This is a genomic window from Streptomyces sp. NRRL F-525 (assembly GCF_000716605.1).
Lineage (GTDB): Bacteria > Actinomycetota > Actinomycetes > Streptomycetales > Streptomycetaceae > Streptomyces.
In genome coordinates, this window is the sequence record NZ_JNXE01000031.1 from 76,557 (window position 1) to 91,156 (window position 14,600).

Annotated in this window: 18 protein-coding genes; 13 read left to right on the top strand and 5 right to left on the bottom strand. The window is 70.5% G+C overall.

What is annotated here, in order from left to right:
• Positions 1-75 precede the first annotated feature (75 nt).
• Positions 76-609 carry a YbjN domain-containing protein gene (locus OO69_RS34365; protein ID WP_033284794.1) on the top strand — a complete coding sequence of 178 codons (534 nt, stop codon included), beginning with the start codon at positions 76-78 and terminating at the stop codon, positions 607-609.
• An 87-nt stretch (positions 610-696) separates the two neighbouring features.
• On the opposite strand, the gene OO69_RS34370 is transcribed toward OO69_RS34365, so the two are convergent.
• Positions 697-1,887, bottom strand: coding sequence for a pyridoxal phosphate-dependent aminotransferase (locus OO69_RS34370; RefSeq protein ID WP_033284795.1), 1,191 nt, complete (start codon positions 1,885-1,887; stop codon positions 697-699).
• Positions 1,888-2,016: 129 nt separating this feature from the next.
• Here OO69_RS34370 and OO69_RS34375 point away from each other — a divergent pair, with 129 nt between their 5' ends.
• The 8 genes from OO69_RS34375 to OO69_RS34410 all read left to right on the top strand — a co-directional run bounded on the left by OO69_RS34375 (position 2,017) and on the right by OO69_RS34410 (position 10,124).
• A complete protein-coding gene (locus OO69_RS34375; RefSeq protein WP_033284796.1) occupies positions 2,017-2,325 on the top strand; it encodes a hypothetical protein in 309 nt (102 codons plus the stop codon).
• Between the two features lie 424 nt (positions 2,326-2,749).
• Positions 2,750-3,286 (top strand): DUF2617 family protein, encoded by a 537-nt coding sequence (locus tag OO69_RS34380; RefSeq protein WP_033284797.1) that lies wholly within the window; start codon positions 2,750-2,752, stop codon positions 3,284-3,286.
• 113 nt (positions 3,287-3,399) lie between these two features.
• On the top strand, positions 3,400-4,995 hold the full coding sequence (locus OO69_RS34385) for a polyamine aminopropyltransferase (RefSeq protein WP_033284798.1): 1,596 nt from the start codon (positions 3,400-3,402) through the stop codon (positions 4,993-4,995).
• 198 nt (positions 4,996-5,193) lie between these two features.
• Entirely contained in the window at positions 5,194-6,027 is an 834-nt protein-coding gene (locus OO69_RS34390) for an SRPBCC domain-containing protein (RefSeq protein ID WP_033284799.1), read from the top strand.
• A gap of 43 nt (positions 6,028-6,070) precedes the next feature.
• The gene (locus OO69_RS34395) at positions 6,071-6,859 is read left to right on the top strand and encodes an aldose epimerase (RefSeq protein WP_033284800.1); all 789 of its coding nucleotides are present in this window, start codon (positions 6,071-6,073) and stop codon (positions 6,857-6,859) included.
• A 10-nt stretch (positions 6,860-6,869) separates the two neighbouring features.
• Positions 6,870-7,418: an orotate phosphoribosyltransferase gene (pyrE, locus tag OO69_RS34400; protein ID WP_033284801.1), complete on the top strand. Its 549-nt coding sequence runs from the start codon at positions 6,870-6,872 to the stop codon at positions 7,416-7,418.
• A 132-nt stretch (positions 7,419-7,550) separates the two neighbouring features.
• Complete coding sequence (fbaA, locus tag OO69_RS34405; protein WP_033284802.1) at positions 7,551-8,582, top strand: class II fructose-bisphosphate aldolase; 1,032 nt, start codon at positions 7,551-7,553, stop codon at positions 8,580-8,582.
• Positions 8,583-8,648: 66 nt separating this feature from the next.
• Positions 8,649-10,124, top strand: coding sequence for an MFS transporter (locus OO69_RS34410; protein WP_033284803.1), 1,476 nt, complete (start codon positions 8,649-8,651; stop codon positions 10,122-10,124).
• A gap of 24 nt (positions 10,125-10,148) precedes the next feature.
• Here OO69_RS34410 and OO69_RS34415 read toward each other — a convergent pair whose 3' ends face one another.
• On the bottom strand, positions 10,149-10,340 hold the full coding sequence (locus OO69_RS34415; RefSeq protein WP_033284804.1) for a hypothetical protein: 192 nt from the start codon (positions 10,338-10,340) through the stop codon (positions 10,149-10,151).
• Complete coding sequence (locus tag OO69_RS34420) at positions 10,337-10,540, bottom strand: hypothetical protein (protein WP_033284805.1); 204 nt, start codon at positions 10,538-10,540, stop codon at positions 10,337-10,339. Before OO69_RS34420 ends, OO69_RS34415 begins: the two co-directional genes overlap by 4 nt.
• 174 nt (positions 10,541-10,714) lie before the next feature.
• On the opposite strand from OO69_RS34420, the gene OO69_RS34425 reads away from it, so the two are divergent.
• Both OO69_RS34425 and OO69_RS34430 read left to right on the top strand, forming a co-directional pair.
• Positions 10,715-11,467, top strand: coding sequence for a DUF6879 family protein (locus OO69_RS34425; protein ID WP_033284806.1), 753 nt, complete (start codon positions 10,715-10,717; stop codon positions 11,465-11,467).
• Between the two features lie 21 nt (positions 11,468-11,488).
• Positions 11,489-12,352, top strand: coding sequence for a helix-turn-helix domain-containing protein (locus OO69_RS34430; RefSeq protein WP_033284807.1), 864 nt, complete (start codon positions 11,489-11,491; stop codon positions 12,350-12,352).
• On the opposite strand, the gene OO69_RS34435 is transcribed toward OO69_RS34430, so the two are convergent.
• Positions 12,340-12,564, bottom strand: a complete 225-nt coding sequence (locus tag OO69_RS34435) for a DUF397 domain-containing protein (RefSeq protein WP_033284808.1) — start codon at positions 12,562-12,564, stop codon at positions 12,340-12,342. The two genes, OO69_RS34430 and OO69_RS34435, sit on opposite strands and share 13 nt — an antisense overlap.
• Positions 12,561-13,427, bottom strand: coding sequence for a helix-turn-helix domain-containing protein (locus OO69_RS34440; protein ID WP_033284809.1), 867 nt, complete (start codon positions 13,425-13,427; stop codon positions 12,561-12,563). The genes OO69_RS34435 and OO69_RS34440 overlap by 4 nt, the downstream gene beginning before the upstream one ends.
• A 148-nt stretch (positions 13,428-13,575) precedes the next feature.
• Between OO69_RS34440 and OO69_RS34445 the strand changes: the two genes are divergently transcribed.
• Together OO69_RS34445 and OO69_RS34450 are read left to right on the top strand one after the other, a co-directional pair.
• Entirely contained in the window at positions 13,576-14,046 is a 471-nt protein-coding gene (locus OO69_RS34445) for an ATP-binding protein (protein WP_033284810.1), read from the top strand.
• A 61-nt stretch (positions 14,047-14,107) separates the two neighbouring features.
• On the top strand, positions 14,108-14,521 hold the full coding sequence (locus OO69_RS34450) for a DUF3151 domain-containing protein (protein WP_033284811.1): 414 nt from the start codon (positions 14,108-14,110) through the stop codon (positions 14,519-14,521).
• The last annotated feature ends 79 nt before the right edge of the window (positions 14,522-14,600 follow it).

Sequence of the window (14,600 nt, forward strand, 5' to 3'; positions counted from 1 at the left end):
GGGATCCGGCAGGGGTTGCCACCCCCCTCCCCGGATGGGGGAGGATGGCGGAATCCGTACGAAGGGAAATACACGGTGAGCATCGACCCGTCCTCGATTCCGAACTTCGGGGGCCAGCCCGAGCCGAACCCCCAAGGACCGGCGGGCCCCGTCGTCCCGGATCAGGACCTCGTGAAGCAGCTCCTCGACCAGATGGAGCTGAAGTATGTCGTCGACGACGAGGGTGACCTCGCGGCGCCGTGGGAGCAGTTCCGTACGTACTTCATGTTCCGTGGCGAGGACGACCAGCTGGTCTTCTCGGTGCGGACGTTCTACGACCGTCCGCACGACATCGACGTCAAGCCGCAGCTGCTGGAGTCGATCGACGACTGGAACCGGCGCACCCTGTGGCCCAAGGTCTACACGCACACCCATGACGACGGCACCGTCCGTCTCATCGGTGAGGCGCAGATGCTGATCGGCACCGGCGTCGACCTGAACCACTTCGTGTCCTCGACGGTGAGCTGGGTGCGCGCGGCGATCGAGTTCGACCGCTGGCTCGTCGAGCAGCTCGGCCTCACCGAGGAAGTCGACGAGGCCGTCGAGAAGCCTGAGGACGACGAGGAGTAGTAGTTCTCCTCGGTCCCGTAAGACCACGTACGACCGGCGCCCGTCCACAGCCTGTGGACGGGCGCCGGTCTTTTCTGTCCGTCTCTCTCAGCCCGCCAGCTTCTTCAGCCGGTCCACCGCTTCCTCCAGGACACCCACCCGCTTGCAGAACGCGAACCGTACGAAGGGCGCGCCCTCCTCCCGGTGGTCGTAGAAGACCGCGTTCGGGATGGCGACGACACCGGCGAGTTCCGGCAGCGCGCGGCAGAACGCGAAGCCGTCCGTCTCTCCTAGGGGGCGGATGTCCGTCGTGATGAAGTACGTGCCCGCCGGGCGGAAGACCTCGAAGCCCGCCTCCGCCAGGCCCGTCGCCAGGACGTCCCGCTTGGCCAGCATGTCCGCGCGGAAGGCGTCGAAGTACGAGTCGGGGAGGGCCAGCGCCTCCGCCACCGCGTACTGGAACGGGCCCGAGGCCACGTACGTCAGGAACTGCTTCGCCGACCGTACGGCCGTGACGAGGGCGGGGGTGCCCGTGACCCAGCCGACCTTCCAGCCCGTGAACGAGAACGTCTTGCCCGCCGAACCGATCGACACCGTCCGCTCCCGCATCCCCGGGAAGGTGACGAGCGGGATGTGCTCGGCCTCGTCGAAGACCAGGTGCTCGTACACCTCGTCCGTGATCACCAACAGATCGCGTTCTACGGCGAGTTCGGCGATGGCGGCGAGTTCCTCGCGGGTGAGGACGGTGCCGGTCGGGTTGTGCGGGGTGTTGATCAGGAGGAGGCGGGTGCGGTCGGTGACGGCGGCGCGCAGCTCGTCCAGGTCGAGGCGGAAGCGGCCTTCCGAGGGGCGCAGGGTGACCGGTACGCGGGTGCCGCCCGCCATCGCGATGCAGGCCGCGTAGGAGTCGTAGTACGGCTCCAGGGCGATGACCTCGTCGCCGGGTTCCACCAGGGCGAGCAGCGCCGCGGCGATCGCCTCCGTCGCGCCCGCCGTGACCAGGACCTCGGTGTCGGGGTCGTAGGAGAGGCCGTAGCGGCGCTGCTGGTGGGCGGTGATCGCGGTGCGGAGTTCGGGGACGCCGGGGCCCGGCGGGTACTGGTTGCCGCGTCCGTCGCGCAGCGCGCGGACCGCCGCCTCGCGGATCTCCTCGGGGCCGTCCGTGTCGGGGAAACCCTGGCCGAGGTTGATCGAACCGGTCTTCAGGGCCAGGGCGGACATCTCGGCGAAGATCGTCGTCCCGAATTCGGCGAGCCGGCGGTTGAGGAGGGGGCGTGCGGTGGAGGTCATGCCCGCCATCCTGCGCTCAAGCTCTGGACTTCCTCAACTCTGCTTTGGCAGGTGAGACGGCCGGGCATCCCTGCTTCACGCACCAACCGGGGCGCCCACGGGGGGCCGCTTCGGGGGAACTGGAAGGAGGGTGACGTCATGTTCTTCTTCGTCATCCTGGCGGTCATCGCAGTGGCGTTCGTAGGCGCGGTGGTCCGCGCCGGGCGCAAGGACAAGCTCGGCAAGGGATCGGGCCGCCGGTCCGGGTTCTACGGCGGGAGCGCCGCCGGTACGAGCAGCAGCTGGTGGGCCGGGGACGGGGGTTCGTCGTCCTCGGGCGGGCACTCCGGCGGGCACCACGGGGGCCACCACTCCTGCGGCGGCGGGCACTCGTCCTGCGGGGGCGGCTCGTCGTGCGGCGGGGGATCGTCCTGCGGGGGTGGGGGCGGCTGCGGCGGCGGCAACTGAGCCGGACGCGGTGAGCGGACGCGGATACCGGGTGAGCCGGACGCGGTGACAGCTGACACGGGGCAGCTGAGCACCGCCGACGGGATGGCACGGGGGGTCGGGGCGCCCGTCGGGAGACCGCTCCCGGCGGGCGCTCCGGCGCGCGCCTGACACGCCTGGGCGTACGCCTTGGTTGAACAGTTGAGCTGTGCAGCCCCCTGAGGGATGGAAACCCCACGAAGTTGGGTAAAAACGCTGTGGTGGCGCCACCGCTCATGATTCCCTCTAAAACACCAACGCAGCCCCAACGCAACCCCTCGGGCGCCTGCAGACACCATCTCCTCACTGGGCCGACCGGGCCGACGTCCCGGTGTCGGCCGGGGTGTGCCGGACCCCCACACCTCCCCTCACCTCCCCTTTCTTTGCGTGCTAGCGGAGCCGATCCATGCTCACGACCCTGAAGACCTCCTACACCGATACGCGCGCGGCCGACCTCGCCTGGACCCTGGGGCTCGAGCCGCTTCCCGCCCTGGCCACGCTCGATCTCGAACTGGCCGGTGCCAAGCTCCAGTTGAGACTGCTCGGCGCGTCCCACCAGGTACTCCTGGACGAGGAGCGGGGCAGCTGTTCGGAGACGGTCGCGTGCATCCCGGGTTCCAGCACACCGCTGCCGCTCGGGGTGGCCAAGCGGGTCGGCGACTGGGAGTACGAGTTCGCGGCCCGGGTCGAGGTGCTGTCCCCGGGACAGTTCGCGGGCCGCGCCCAGGAACTGCTGGCCCTCGTCGCCGACCATCCCAACGGCCTCGCCGGGGTCTTCCCCGGCAGCCCGCACGCCTTCACCGCGATGCTCGCCCAGCGGCACGAGGGCCAGGTGCTCTGGCGCACCTGGCACGCGTATCCGCAGGACGGGCAGCTGGTGGCGACACGGACGCGGGTGGGGGTGCGGGTGCCGGTGGGGCACGCGGTGCCGTCGCCCGTATAAACCTGGATGAGGCCGGGTGGGCCTGCGCGGCCGACACCGACCCCGGTCGCTGTAAACACATTCCACACGTGTGGGTGACGAAGCGTGCCCATCATGTGACGTAACGTCGCAGCGTGATCGAACCGCACGCGCCGGCCCGGCCGGGTACCCAGCCACCGTGGGCAGGCCCCGCGCGGCTGCCCGTACGGCCGGGCACGGGCCGGTTCCTGGTGCTCGCGGGCGTCTTCGTCTGCGCGGCCTGCGGACTCGTGTACGAACTCGAACTCGTCGCCCTCGCCTCGTACCTGATCGGCGACTCGGTCACCCAGGCGTCCGTCGTCCTTTCCGTCATGGTCTTCGCGATGGGCATCGGCTCGCTCGCCGCGAAACGTCTGCGCTGGCACGCGGCGGCCGGTTTCGGCGCGGTCGAGGCGGCCCTCGCGCTGATCGGCGGCTGCAGCGCGATGGCGTTGTACGCGGTCTTCGCCTGGACCGGGAACTGGGGCGGCCTGTGGGCCCAGGGCCCGCGCTGCCTCCTGGTCGCCTTCTCGCTGGCGATCGGCCTGCTGATCGGCGCGGAGGTCCCGCTGCTCATGGAGCTGATCCAGCGGATCCGCCGCCAGGACGCGGGCGGCGCGGTGGCGGACCTGTTCGCGGCGGACTACGTGGGCGCGCTGGTCGGCGGCCTGGCGTTCCCCTTCCTCCTGCTCCCCTTCCTGGGCCAGCTGACCGGCACCCTGCTCACCGGCACGGTCAACGTGGTCGCCGGCGGCTCCCTGGTCCTGGGCCTGTTCCGCCGCGATCTCTCCCGCCGGGGCCGCTGGCTCCTGATCATCACCAACCTCATGGTGCTCGGCCTGCTCGCCTCCGCCGCGGTCCTGGTCGACGACTTCGAACGGGCCGCGCGGCACGCGGTCTACGGCAAGGACGTCCGGGTCGCGCTCCAGACCGACGTCCAGGAGGTCGTCCTCACCGGCGGCGACCACGGCCGCCCCCTCGACCTCTTCCTCGACGGCCGCCTCCGCGTCAGCGGCCGCGACGAGAACCGCTACCACCAGGCGCTCGTCGCCCCGGCGATGAACGGCCCCCACGCGCGCGTGCTCGTCCTCGGCGGCGGCGACGGCCTCGCGGCGCGGGAAGTACTGCGCCACCGGGGCGTGCGCCGCGTCGACATCGTCGAACTCGACGCGGGCGTCGTCCGGTTGGCCCGCCACGACCCCGCCCTGTCCGCCCTCAACGGCCATGTCTACGACGACCCGCGCGTCCACGTCACCACGGGCGACCCGTTCGACCGCCTGCGCGCGGTCCGCCCGGGGTCGTACGACGTGGTGATCGCGGACCTCCCCGACCCCGGCATCACCGCCAGCACGAAGCTGTACTCCCAGGAGTTCTACGGCCTCGCCCGCCGGGCCCTCACCGGCCGGGGACGGCTGGTCGTGCACGCCGGTCCCGTGTCCTCCCGGCGCCAGGTCTTCTGGACGGTGGTCTCGACGGTCCGCGCGGCCGGGCTCCACGCCGTCCCGTACCGGGTGGGCGGCCGAGCCTCGGGGTTCGCGGCGGGGCCCGACCGGGCGACCGGGACGTCGCGGGCTCCGCGGGACTGGGGGTTCGTGCTGGCGACCCGGGGGGTGGCGCCCGCGGAGCCGGGGTTGGCGAGCGAGGAACGGGCGGCGGAGCGGACGCGGGTGCCGGGGCTGGCGGCTTCCACGTTGGTGCATCCGCGGTACTGATCTCGCGGAGGGCGGCGCATTTCAACGCAGGTCGGCAATATCCAGCCCGTCCGGCGTTTGAGGACGAGGCCGTTCAGGCCGAAGGGGGTCTGGGGGCGCAGCCCCCAGGGACGCCCGCACCAACACGGCCGCACTTCCGGGCAACGGCACGTACACCCCCGCCCAACCTGGGTAGGCTCGGCAAGCATGGAGCATGAGGTGCACGTTCCGGTTACCCCCGATCACCTGCGGGACGCACTCGCGGATCCCGCCCGGGTCGCCCGCGCAATCCCCGGCTTCCAGCAGGACGCCGGTTCCGGACCCGTCGCCGGACGCCTGAAGGTCCGCGTCGGCAGCCACTCCATCACCTACCGGGGTTCCGCGCGCGTCTCCGCGCAGGACGACGGCACGTACGCCGTGGAGGGCGACGCGACCGAGGCCCGCGGCACCGGTTCCGTGAAACTCGCGCTCAACCTGCGCGTCCGCGAGACCGACGGCGGTTCCACCCTCGTCTTCGACGGTACGGCGACGGCGGACGGCCGGATCACCGAACTGGCGCCGGACGCGGTGAGGTCCGCGACGACCAGGCTGCTGGACCGCTTCGCGGAGAACCTGGGGGCGGCCGCGGCGGAACCGGACCCGGCCGAACTCACGGACCCCACCGCCGTGTTGGAGACACCGGAGACCGAGATTCCGCCTCCACCCCTGGACCCGCTGGACTCCCTGGCCGCCGAGCCCGACGAGCCCGATGAGATCGACGACATCGACGAGCCCGTGGCCGACATCGGTGGCCTCGACGAACCCGGACCCCACGTCTCCGAGACCTTCGCCGACACCCCCGAACCCCCCGCCGAGGCCGCGCACGCGCGCCGCACGATGATCGGCCGCAGCGCGGAGGAGGTCGACCACGCGCCCCCGCGCGGCCGTTACGCCCCCGTCCCCGCCCCGCAGACCGTGTCGACGAACGCTACCCTCCGCTGGGCGGCCCCCGCGGCGGCGGTGATCGTGGCCTCGGCGATCGTGGTCAACAGGGTGCTGCGCAAACGCCGTTGAGGGTCGGCGCCCGCGCTTCCGATCAGCCCAGTAGGGTCGTGCCGTGAGTAACGAAGAGATCACGCTGACCGCGGGTGACGCGGAAGTGACAGTGCAGCCGGGCAACGGCGGCCGTATCGGAGGGCTCCGCGTCGGCGGCACCGAACTCCTGCGCCAGGGCGAGCGGTTCGGGTGCTTCCCGATGGTCCCCTGGTGCGGGCGGATCCGTGACGGCCGCTTCCTCGACGGCGGGACCGTCCGCCAGATGCCCCTCAACTCCCCGCCGCACGCCATCCACGGCACCGTCCGCGACGGCGCCTGGCGCACCGCCCGCAGGTCGGCCGACGAGGCGGTCATCACGTACGACCTGGTCGAGCCCTGGCCCCACCCCGGCCGCGTCACCCAGGCCGTCGCGCTGACCGCCGACGCCCTGACGCTCACGATGGCGGTGGAGGCGTACGACGACTCCTTCCCGGCGCAGATCGGCTGGCACCCGTGGTTCCACCGGAACCTCGGCGGCGAGGACGTGACCGTCGACTTCAGCCCCGCCTGGCAGGAGGAGCGCGGCGACGACCACCTCCCCACCGGCAACCGCATCGACGTGAAGCCCGGCCCCTGGGACGACTGCTTCGGCATGCCGGACGGCGTCGACGTCACGCTGACCTGGCCGGGGCAGCTGGAGCTGAAGGTGACGAGCCCGGAGGAATGGGTCGTCGTCTACGACGAGCAGGAGGCCGCCGTGTGCGTGGAACCGCAGACCGGCCCGCCGAACGGACTGAACACCCTGCCCCGCCTGGTCACCCCGATCGAGCCGCTGGAAGCCACGATGACCTGGGCCTGGAGGCGCCTCTAAGCTGGGCGGCATGACGGACGTACGCGGCGTGGTGCTGCAGCAGATCAAGGACAAGGCCGTGGTGCACGGCAAGGTGACCCTGTCGTCGGGGCTGGAGGCCGATTACTACATCGACCTCCGCCGCGTCACCCTCGACGGCGAGGCCGCCCCGCTCGTCGGGCAGGTGCTGCTGGACCTGACCGCCGAGCTGGACTTCGACGCGGTCGGCGGGCTGACCATGGGCGCAGACCCGGTCGCCACGTCGATGGTGCACGCCGCCGCGGCGCGCGGCCGGAAGCTGGACGGCTTCGTCGTCCGCAAGGCCGCGAAGGCGCACGGCATGCAGCGTCAGGTGGAGGGCCCCGAGATCAAGGGCCGCCGGGTCCTGGTCGTCGAGGACACCTCCACCACCGGCGACTCCCCGCTCACCGCCGTCGAGGCCGTGCGCAGGGCCGGTGCGGAGGTCGTCGCCGTCGCGACCATCGTGGACCGGGCGACCGGCGCGGCCGAGAAGATCGAGGCCGGGGCCGGGGTGCCGTATCTCTTCGCCTACTCCAAGGACGAGCTGGGCCTGGACTGACCGCCCACTCTTAGCATCCGGCCGCGTCTGGAAAGATGGGGCCGACGATGACGTCGCACCCAAGGTCTAGGTCAGGGCCGTAGCACGCAGATCGCGAAGATCGCCAACCCGCACATACCAAGGAGCGGACAGATGCCCATCGCAACCCCCGAGGTCTACAACGAGATGCTCGACCGGGCGAAGGCAGGCAAGTTCGCCTACCCGGCCATCAATGTGACCTCGACCCAGACCCTGCACGCTGCGCTGCGCGGCTTCGCGGAGGCCGAGAGCGACGGCATCGTCCAGATCTCCACGGGTGGCGCGGAGTTCCTGGGCGGCCAGTACGCCAAGGAGATGGTCACGGGTTCCGTGGCCCTGGCCGAGTTCGCGCACATCGTCGCCGAGAAGTACCCGGTCACGGTCGCGCTGCACACCGACCACTGCCCCAAGGACAAGCTCGACGGCTACGTCCGCCCCCTGATCGCCGTCTCCGAGGAGCGCGTGAAGGCCGGCGGCAACCCGCTGTTCCAGTCGCACATGTGGGACGGCTCGGCGGAGACCCTCGCCGACAACCTCGCCATCGCGCAGGAGCTGCTGGCCCGCGCGGCCGCCGCGAAGATCATCCTCGAGGTGGAGATCACCCCGACCGGCGGCGAGGAGGACGGTGTCTCGCACGAGATCAACGACTCCCTCTACACCACGGTCGAGGACGCGATCCGTACGGTCGAGGCGCTGGGCCTCGGCGAGAAGGGCCGCTACCTGCTGGCCGCGTCGTTCGGCAACGTGCACGGCGTGTACAAGCCGGGCAACGTCGTGCTCCGCCCCGAGCTGCTCAAGGAGCTGAACGAGGGCGTGGCCGCGAAGTACGGCCAGCCGGCCGGCAGCAAGCCGTTCAACTTCGTCTTCCACGGCGGCTCCGGCTCCACGCCGGAGGAGATCGCCACCGCGCTGGAGAACGGCGTCGTGAAGATGAACCTCGACACCGACACCCAGTACGCGTTCACGCGCCCGATCGCGGACCACATGTTCCGCAACTACGACGGTGTCCTGAAGGTCGACGGCGAGGTCGGCTCCAAGAAGACCTACGACCCGCGCACCTGGGGCAAGCTCGCCGAGGCGTCGATGGCGGCGCGTGTGACCGAGGCGTGCGCGAACCTGCGCTCGACGGGCACGAAGATCAAGTAAGGCCTTCTGAGACGCCTGTTTCGCGAGCCCGGTGCTACGGCACCGGGCTCGTTGTATACCTGGGGCATGTCCTCCGACGTCCGGCTCGCCTCGCCCCAGGGCAAGTGGATCCTGCTGACCACGGTGCTCGGCTCCAGCATGGCCATGGTGGACTCCACCGTCGTCAATGTCGCCCTGCCCCGCATCGGCCGCGACCTCCAGGCCGACCTGGCCGCCCTCCAGTGGACGGTCAACGCGTACATGCTGACGCTGGCCGGCCTGATCCTGCTCGGCGGTTCCCTCGGCGACCGCTACGGCCGCCGCAAGATCTTCGTCCTGGGCGTGATCTGGTTCGCGGCGGCCTCCCTGCTCTGCGGACTGGCGCCCAACGTCGCTGTCCTCGTCGCGGCCCGCGCGCTCCAGGGCATCGGCGGCGCACTCCTCACCCCCGGCTCTCTCGCCCTGATCCAGGCCTCCTTCCACCCCGACGACCGGGCCAAAGCGGTCGGCCTGTGGTCCGGCTTCGGCGGCATCGGCGCGGCGGTCGGCCCGTTCCTGGGCGGCTGGCTGGTGGACGGTCCCGGCTGGCGCTGGGTGTTCCTGATCAACGTCCCCATGGCCCTCATCTGCGCCCCCATCGCCGTACGCCACGTCCCCGAGTCGGCGGACGGCCGTAAGCACGGCCGCTTCGACGTCCTGGGCGCGGCGCTGGGCGCTGTGTCGCTGGCGCTCGTGACGTACGCCCTGATCGAGGCGCGCAACGGCTCACTGGTGGTCGTCCTGACCGCAGTCGCGGGCGTGGCGGCGGGCATCGCCTTCGTCTACGTCGAGAAGCGCGACCCCGATCCGATGATGCCGCCGGACATCTTCGCGTCGCGCCAGTTCACGGCGGTCAACCTCGTCACCCTCTGCGTCTACGCGGCCTTCGGCGGCTTCTTCTTCCTGACCGCGCTCCAACTCCAGGTGGTGGCGGGCTACTCGGCGCTCCAGGCCGGCACGGCTCTCCTCCCCACAACGGCCCTGATGCTCCTGTTCTCGGCCCGCTCCGGCGAACTGGCCCAGCGCATCGGCCCCCGCATCCCCCTCACGGTCGGCCCGCTGCTCTGCGCGACGGCGATGCTCCTGATGCTCCGCGTCGGCCCGGACGCCTCCTACTTGGCCGACGTAGTACCGGCCCTCCTGGTGATGGGCACCGGCATGGTCATCCTGGTAGCCCCGCTCACGGCCACGGTCCTCGCCTCCGTGGACACCGCCCGCGCGGGCCTGGCCAGCGGCATCAACAACGCGGCGGCCCGCGCGGCCGGCCTCATCGCGGTGGCGGCCCTGCCCCTGCTGGCGGGCATGGGCCCGGACGCGTACCTCTCGGCCCCCGCCTTCGACCACGCCTTCGACCGGGCGATGCTGTGGTGCGCCGGGGTCCTGGTGATCGGCTCGATCCTGGCCTACGCGACCGTACGCCGCCCGGCCCCGGACTGCCGCCGCCCGGAATGCCTCACGCACGGCTGGGTGACGGCTCCGCCGCTGGAGCCCCGGGTGGGGAAGGGGCCTCTCGACGCGGGGTAGGGGTTCGGCGGTGAAGGTGCGGCACTACGCCTCCGTCGCGATGCAGGGGTGGCAGGGGCAGGTGCACCGCGCGATCAGGACCATGCCGTCCCCGTGAGGCAGCGGGATGTCGTTGGTCTGGCGGCAGTCCTGGTGCAGGTCCTGATAGTCGGCCCGGGCGGCAACGGCACATTCCGCGGAGCGAGTTGAGATGTCATCGGTCGCCGACGCGTTCACGCACGCACTCCTCGCCGAACTGCCTCCGCCAGACGTACGGCGACATCGGCGCGGACTCTCCCCAGCTCGACGAGCTTCAGGCCGGGGTGCACGCAGTCGACGCCGAGGGACGGGAGGACGATCCCGGCCTCGGCGAGTGCTTGCCGGAGGGACTTCACTGCCGTACGCGGGTCGACGTCCCGCTGTTCCGTCGTAGCCATGAACAGGACGGTAGGAGTGGGGAGTTGCGCGGCACGAGGGGAGTTGCTCGGAGTTTCTTGACGGTGTGGTGAAGTTGCGCGATGTCAGCCGCGCGGGCCAACCGGACCCGGTACACAGGCCGTTGCCCTCCGTGATGCTTGATGGATCAGTCCTCCCGAGGAAAGGAACTGGTCATGACGCGACGTCTGCGCTTCAACGGCACCGGTAGCGGCGGAGGTTCATGCCCCGCGATCCATGAAGACCTGGACACGGGCGAGATCATCGTGCACAGTCCCCGGCTCACCGACCCGGACGCCCTCGCCCAGCTTCAGCACCTGGACGAGGACGAGATCCCCGTCGTGGTGCCGCGCAACACGATCATCGACTTCGGCCCGAAGGCCCGCGACACCGAGCCGCGCATCCTCGACCCGGAGACGTTCGCCCGGCTCTTCGAGAACTTCCGGCACAGCGCCTGGCATCTGGAGATGCGCAAGGGCTACGCCGTGGACCGGGCCACCGACACCTACGCCCAGTTCGTCCGGGGCGGGGCGCCGACATGGGACATGGACTCGCCGTGGGCGCGCACCATCGGCGCCAAGACGCGCGACGGCGCCTACGTCGGCCGGGTCCGTATCGTCGACAACCCGCCGACGGAAGGGCAGTTGTACCTTCTCGCGCACGCCGGACACAACGCGGCGCTGGGTGAGGAGGTGCGGAACATGTGGCGTGAGGACGCCGAGCGCGTGCACCTGCCGGACGAGGATTTCTGGATCTTCGACTCGCATATCGTCGCCCTGTGCCGCTGGGACGACGAGGACAATCTCACGGGTGCCGAACTGATCACGGAGCCCGCACGCGTCAACCAGTACAACCGGCTGCGTGACGTCGCGATGCACTACGCCGTCCCGTACGAGCGGTTCAAGACCTTGGCCGACGCCAGGGGGTAGAGGTAAGGCAGGTGCCCATCGGTGAGCACGGATTATCAGCAGGCCCGCGAAGCACTCGGAGTACGTCTCCGGGAGCTCCGCCTGACGGCTCCTGACGGCCGGCTCACCGGTACGCGGCTCGCGGAACGGCTCGGCCCGGGATGGACCAAGGTCAAGGTCAGCAAGCTGGAGAACGGCAGGCAGACGGCCACGGCCGACGACTTGCGGGCCTGGGCGAACGGGACCGGTCAGCCCGAGGCCATCGATGAACTGCTCGCCAAACTCCGGGGGTTCGAGTCGCACATCCGCTCATGGCGTCGCCAGTTGGCCGCGGGGCACAAGACGGTCCAGGACGCCGCCGCGGCGGAGCACGAGCGCACGCAGGTCCTCACGATCTGGGAGAACTGCCTGATCCCCGGTCTGCTGCAAACCGCGGACTACGCCCGCCACGTCTTCGCCCGGCACGCCGATCTCCTACGGTCACCACGCGACACCGAGGACGCCGTGCGCGCCCGGATCCAGCGGCAGGAACGGCTGTACCAGCGTGGCCGCACCCACCGGATCGTGATGTGGGAGGGCGCACTCCGCTCCCTGGTCTGCCCGCCGTCCGTCCTCGCGGCGCAACTCCACCATCTCGCCGCCACCATCGGCCTGGACACCGTCGAACTCGGCATCGTCCCGTTCAGCGCCCCACTGAAGATCTGGCCCGGCAACAGCTTCTGGGTCTACGACGAACGCCTCGTCATCGTCGAGGACTGGCACGCGGAGTTGTGGATCGACGACGCCGACAGTGTTGCTACGTACCTGCGCGTCTGGGCGACTTTGGAGGAGTCGGCGGTGTACGGCAACGACGCGCACAACGTGATCAATGCGGCGCAGCGTGCGTTGAGCCCCTATTCGGCATGACCGCCGAGAACGCCCGCGCGGAAGGCGGCCCACTCGGAAGCGGTGAAGCGCAGCAAGCCTCGATCCGGGTCCTTGGAGTCGCGAACTGCCTTTGCTCCGGCCGGGAGTTGGGCTATCTCGACGCAGTCGTGCTCCGCGCCGCTGGCGGACGCCTTCCGCCATATCGCCTCGGTGAGGTCGTACGCATACAGCTCAGCTCTGAGGTGATTCACTTCCGGTGGCTCTCTTCCAGCTCGGCGATTCTCGCGAGCGAGTCCTCCACCGGAAGGGCCGTTGCACGGATGCGTTCAAAGGCTTTGGCGAAGGGGGTCGCATCGTCGCCCTCAACGTACGTCGCGCCGCCGAGGTTCTCCAAGAGCACTACGGAGGGCATGGGCGGTGGAAAGCCAGTGAGCGTGAAGCCACCGACCACCCCGGGATGTGCGGTGGAGTCCAGGGGCATCAACTGCACGGTGACGTTGGGCATGTCCGAGGCGTCGAGCAGCCGACGGAGTTGCTCGCGCATGGTCGAGGACCGTGCGGAGAAGCGCTGGTGCAGTGCCGCCTCGTGGATGATGGCCCACAGCTCAGGGGCCGTGCCGGGGCGGGAGAGGACGGCTTGCCTGGCCATCCTCACCTCGGCCAGGGCGGCCACCTCGTCCGGGGTGCGCGAGGTCGTCACGCCGGCGATCGTCTCCCGGGCGTAGGCGGCCGTCTGCAGCAAACCCGGAACGACGAGTGGTGACCAGGCGCTGATGGTGTCGGCGTCCGTCTCCAGGGAGATGTAGTCGGCATAGGCCGACGAAACCACCCCGCTGTACGTCTGCCACCAGCCCCTCTTACCGGCGTCCCGCGCCAAGTCCTCCAGCGCGTCCCTCACTTGGGGGTCCCCCACGCCGTAGACGCTGAGCAGCGCCCCCACGTCGGCCGGCCGGATCGCTTGCGTGGCGCCCTCGATCTTCGACAACTTCGGGCCCCTCCAGCCCATGGCCGTGGCAGCGACATCGAGCGTCATCCCGGCTTCGTTGCGGAGGCCGCGCAGGCTCGCGCCCAGGCGGCGGCGTCGAACGGTCGGTACCAGTGGCGAGTTGGGCATGTGCGGAGTGTCGCAAGTCCGGGGTGTGGATCGCACACCGTCGCGAGCAATTCACTCACACGAGTGGAAAGTTTTCTACCCAAGGGGGAAAACTTCCCTGAGGGTGCAGGCTGTGAGCAGTTCCCGATGACCGCAAGGAGGCACTCCCATGCAGCCCGCGTCGATCCCTACGCTCACCACACAGCCCACCCCCGGCTACTACCTCCGCCCCCGCCCCCAGGGCTTCGCCGCCCACATCTGTGCCTCGCCCCAAAACCTGGGCGCAGTACGGGCGTTGACCCGCGACGAACTCCTCGGCCACGGCATCGCGGGTGACGCCGTCGACTCCGCGCAGCTCGTGCTGTCCGAGCTGGTCGGGAACTCGGTGCGGGCCTGTGGGCCACACGTGCCCCTTGTGGTCGAGGTGTACGTGACGTCGTACGGCATCGCGGTGAACGTGCATGATCCGGATCCGGGCGCGCTGCCGATGCGACGGGCGACGGCGCTCGACTGCGCGGAGGCGGAGAGCGGGCGGGGGCTCGGGCTGGTCGAGCTGCTGGCGCCGGGGTGGCAGGTGCGGAGGTCGGCGATCGGGAAGCAGGTGCGCTGCCGGGTGCCTGCTGACCCGGGGTGGGGCTGAGGCGAGCCGACGTGCGGGCACGATGCCGGCCATTCCCCGCCCCTAGGGGAGACTGGAACCCATGACGATTCACGAGAACCTTCTCGGGGGACCGCCCCCGACCCACCTCCCCGAAGACCCCGGGCCGCGTGACCTCCTCGCGAGTGGTGCTACGCCCGCCGATGTGGCCGCGAAGTACCCGACCTCCTCGCTGGCCTGGGCGCTGCTGGCCGACGACGCGTTCGAGCGGGGGAGTGTCGTGGAGTCGTACGCCTATGCGCGTACGGGTTACCACCGCGGGCTGGACTCCCTGCGGCGCAACGGATGGAAGGGGCACGGACCGGTGCCCTGGGAGCACGAGCCGAACCGCGGGTTCCTGCGCGCGCTGCACGCCCTCGCCCGGGCCGCGCAGGCGATCGGGGAGCAGGAGGAGTACGCGCGGTGCTCGCAGTTCCTGAAGGACTCCTCGCCCACGGCGGCCCAGACGCTCGGCTAGTCCGGGGACGTTGATGCAGGTCCGCCTGGTGTGACCAGGCGGACCTTGCGGTCTCGGGGGACCATTGGGGAGGATGCCC

What these genes read in the sequence shown, in the direction of transcription:
- OO69_RS34370 (WP_033284795.1), bottom strand. Translation starts at nt 1,887, where the DNA reads ATGGCGGGCATGACCTCCACCGCACGCCCCCTCCTCAACCGCCGGCTC.
- OO69_RS34375 (WP_033284796.1), top strand. Translation starts at nt 2,017, where the DNA reads ATGTTCTTCTTCGTCATCCTGGCGGTCATCGCAGTGGCGTTCGTAGGC.
- OO69_RS34380 (WP_033284797.1), top strand. Translation starts at nt 2,750, where the DNA reads ATGCTCACGACCCTGAAGACCTCCTACACCGATACGCGCGCGGCCGAC.
- pyrE (WP_033284801.1), top strand. Translation starts at nt 6,870, where the DNA reads ATGACGGACGTACGCGGCGTGGTGCTGCAGCAGATCAAGGACAAGGCC.
- fbaA (WP_033284802.1), top strand. Translation starts at nt 7,551, where the DNA reads ATGCCCATCGCAACCCCCGAGGTCTACAACGAGATGCTCGACCGGGCG.
- OO69_RS34410 (WP_033284803.1), top strand. Translation starts at nt 8,649, where the DNA reads ATGTCCTCCGACGTCCGGCTCGCCTCGCCCCAGGGCAAGTGGATCCTG.
- OO69_RS34420 (WP_033284805.1), bottom strand. Translation starts at nt 10,540, where the DNA reads ATGGCTACGACGGAACAGCGGGACGTCGACCCGCGTACGGCAGTGAAG.
- OO69_RS34425 (WP_033284806.1), top strand. Translation starts at nt 10,715, where the DNA reads ATGACGCGACGTCTGCGCTTCAACGGCACCGGTAGCGGCGGAGGTTCA.
- OO69_RS34440 (WP_033284809.1), bottom strand. Translation starts at nt 13,427, where the DNA reads ATGCCCAACTCGCCACTGGTACCGACCGTTCGACGCCGCCGCCTGGGC.
- OO69_RS34445 (WP_033284810.1), top strand. Translation starts at nt 13,576, where the DNA reads ATGCAGCCCGCGTCGATCCCTACGCTCACCACACAGCCCACCCCCGGC.
- OO69_RS34450 (WP_033284811.1), top strand. Translation starts at nt 14,108, where the DNA reads ATGACGATTCACGAGAACCTTCTCGGGGGACCGCCCCCGACCCACCTC.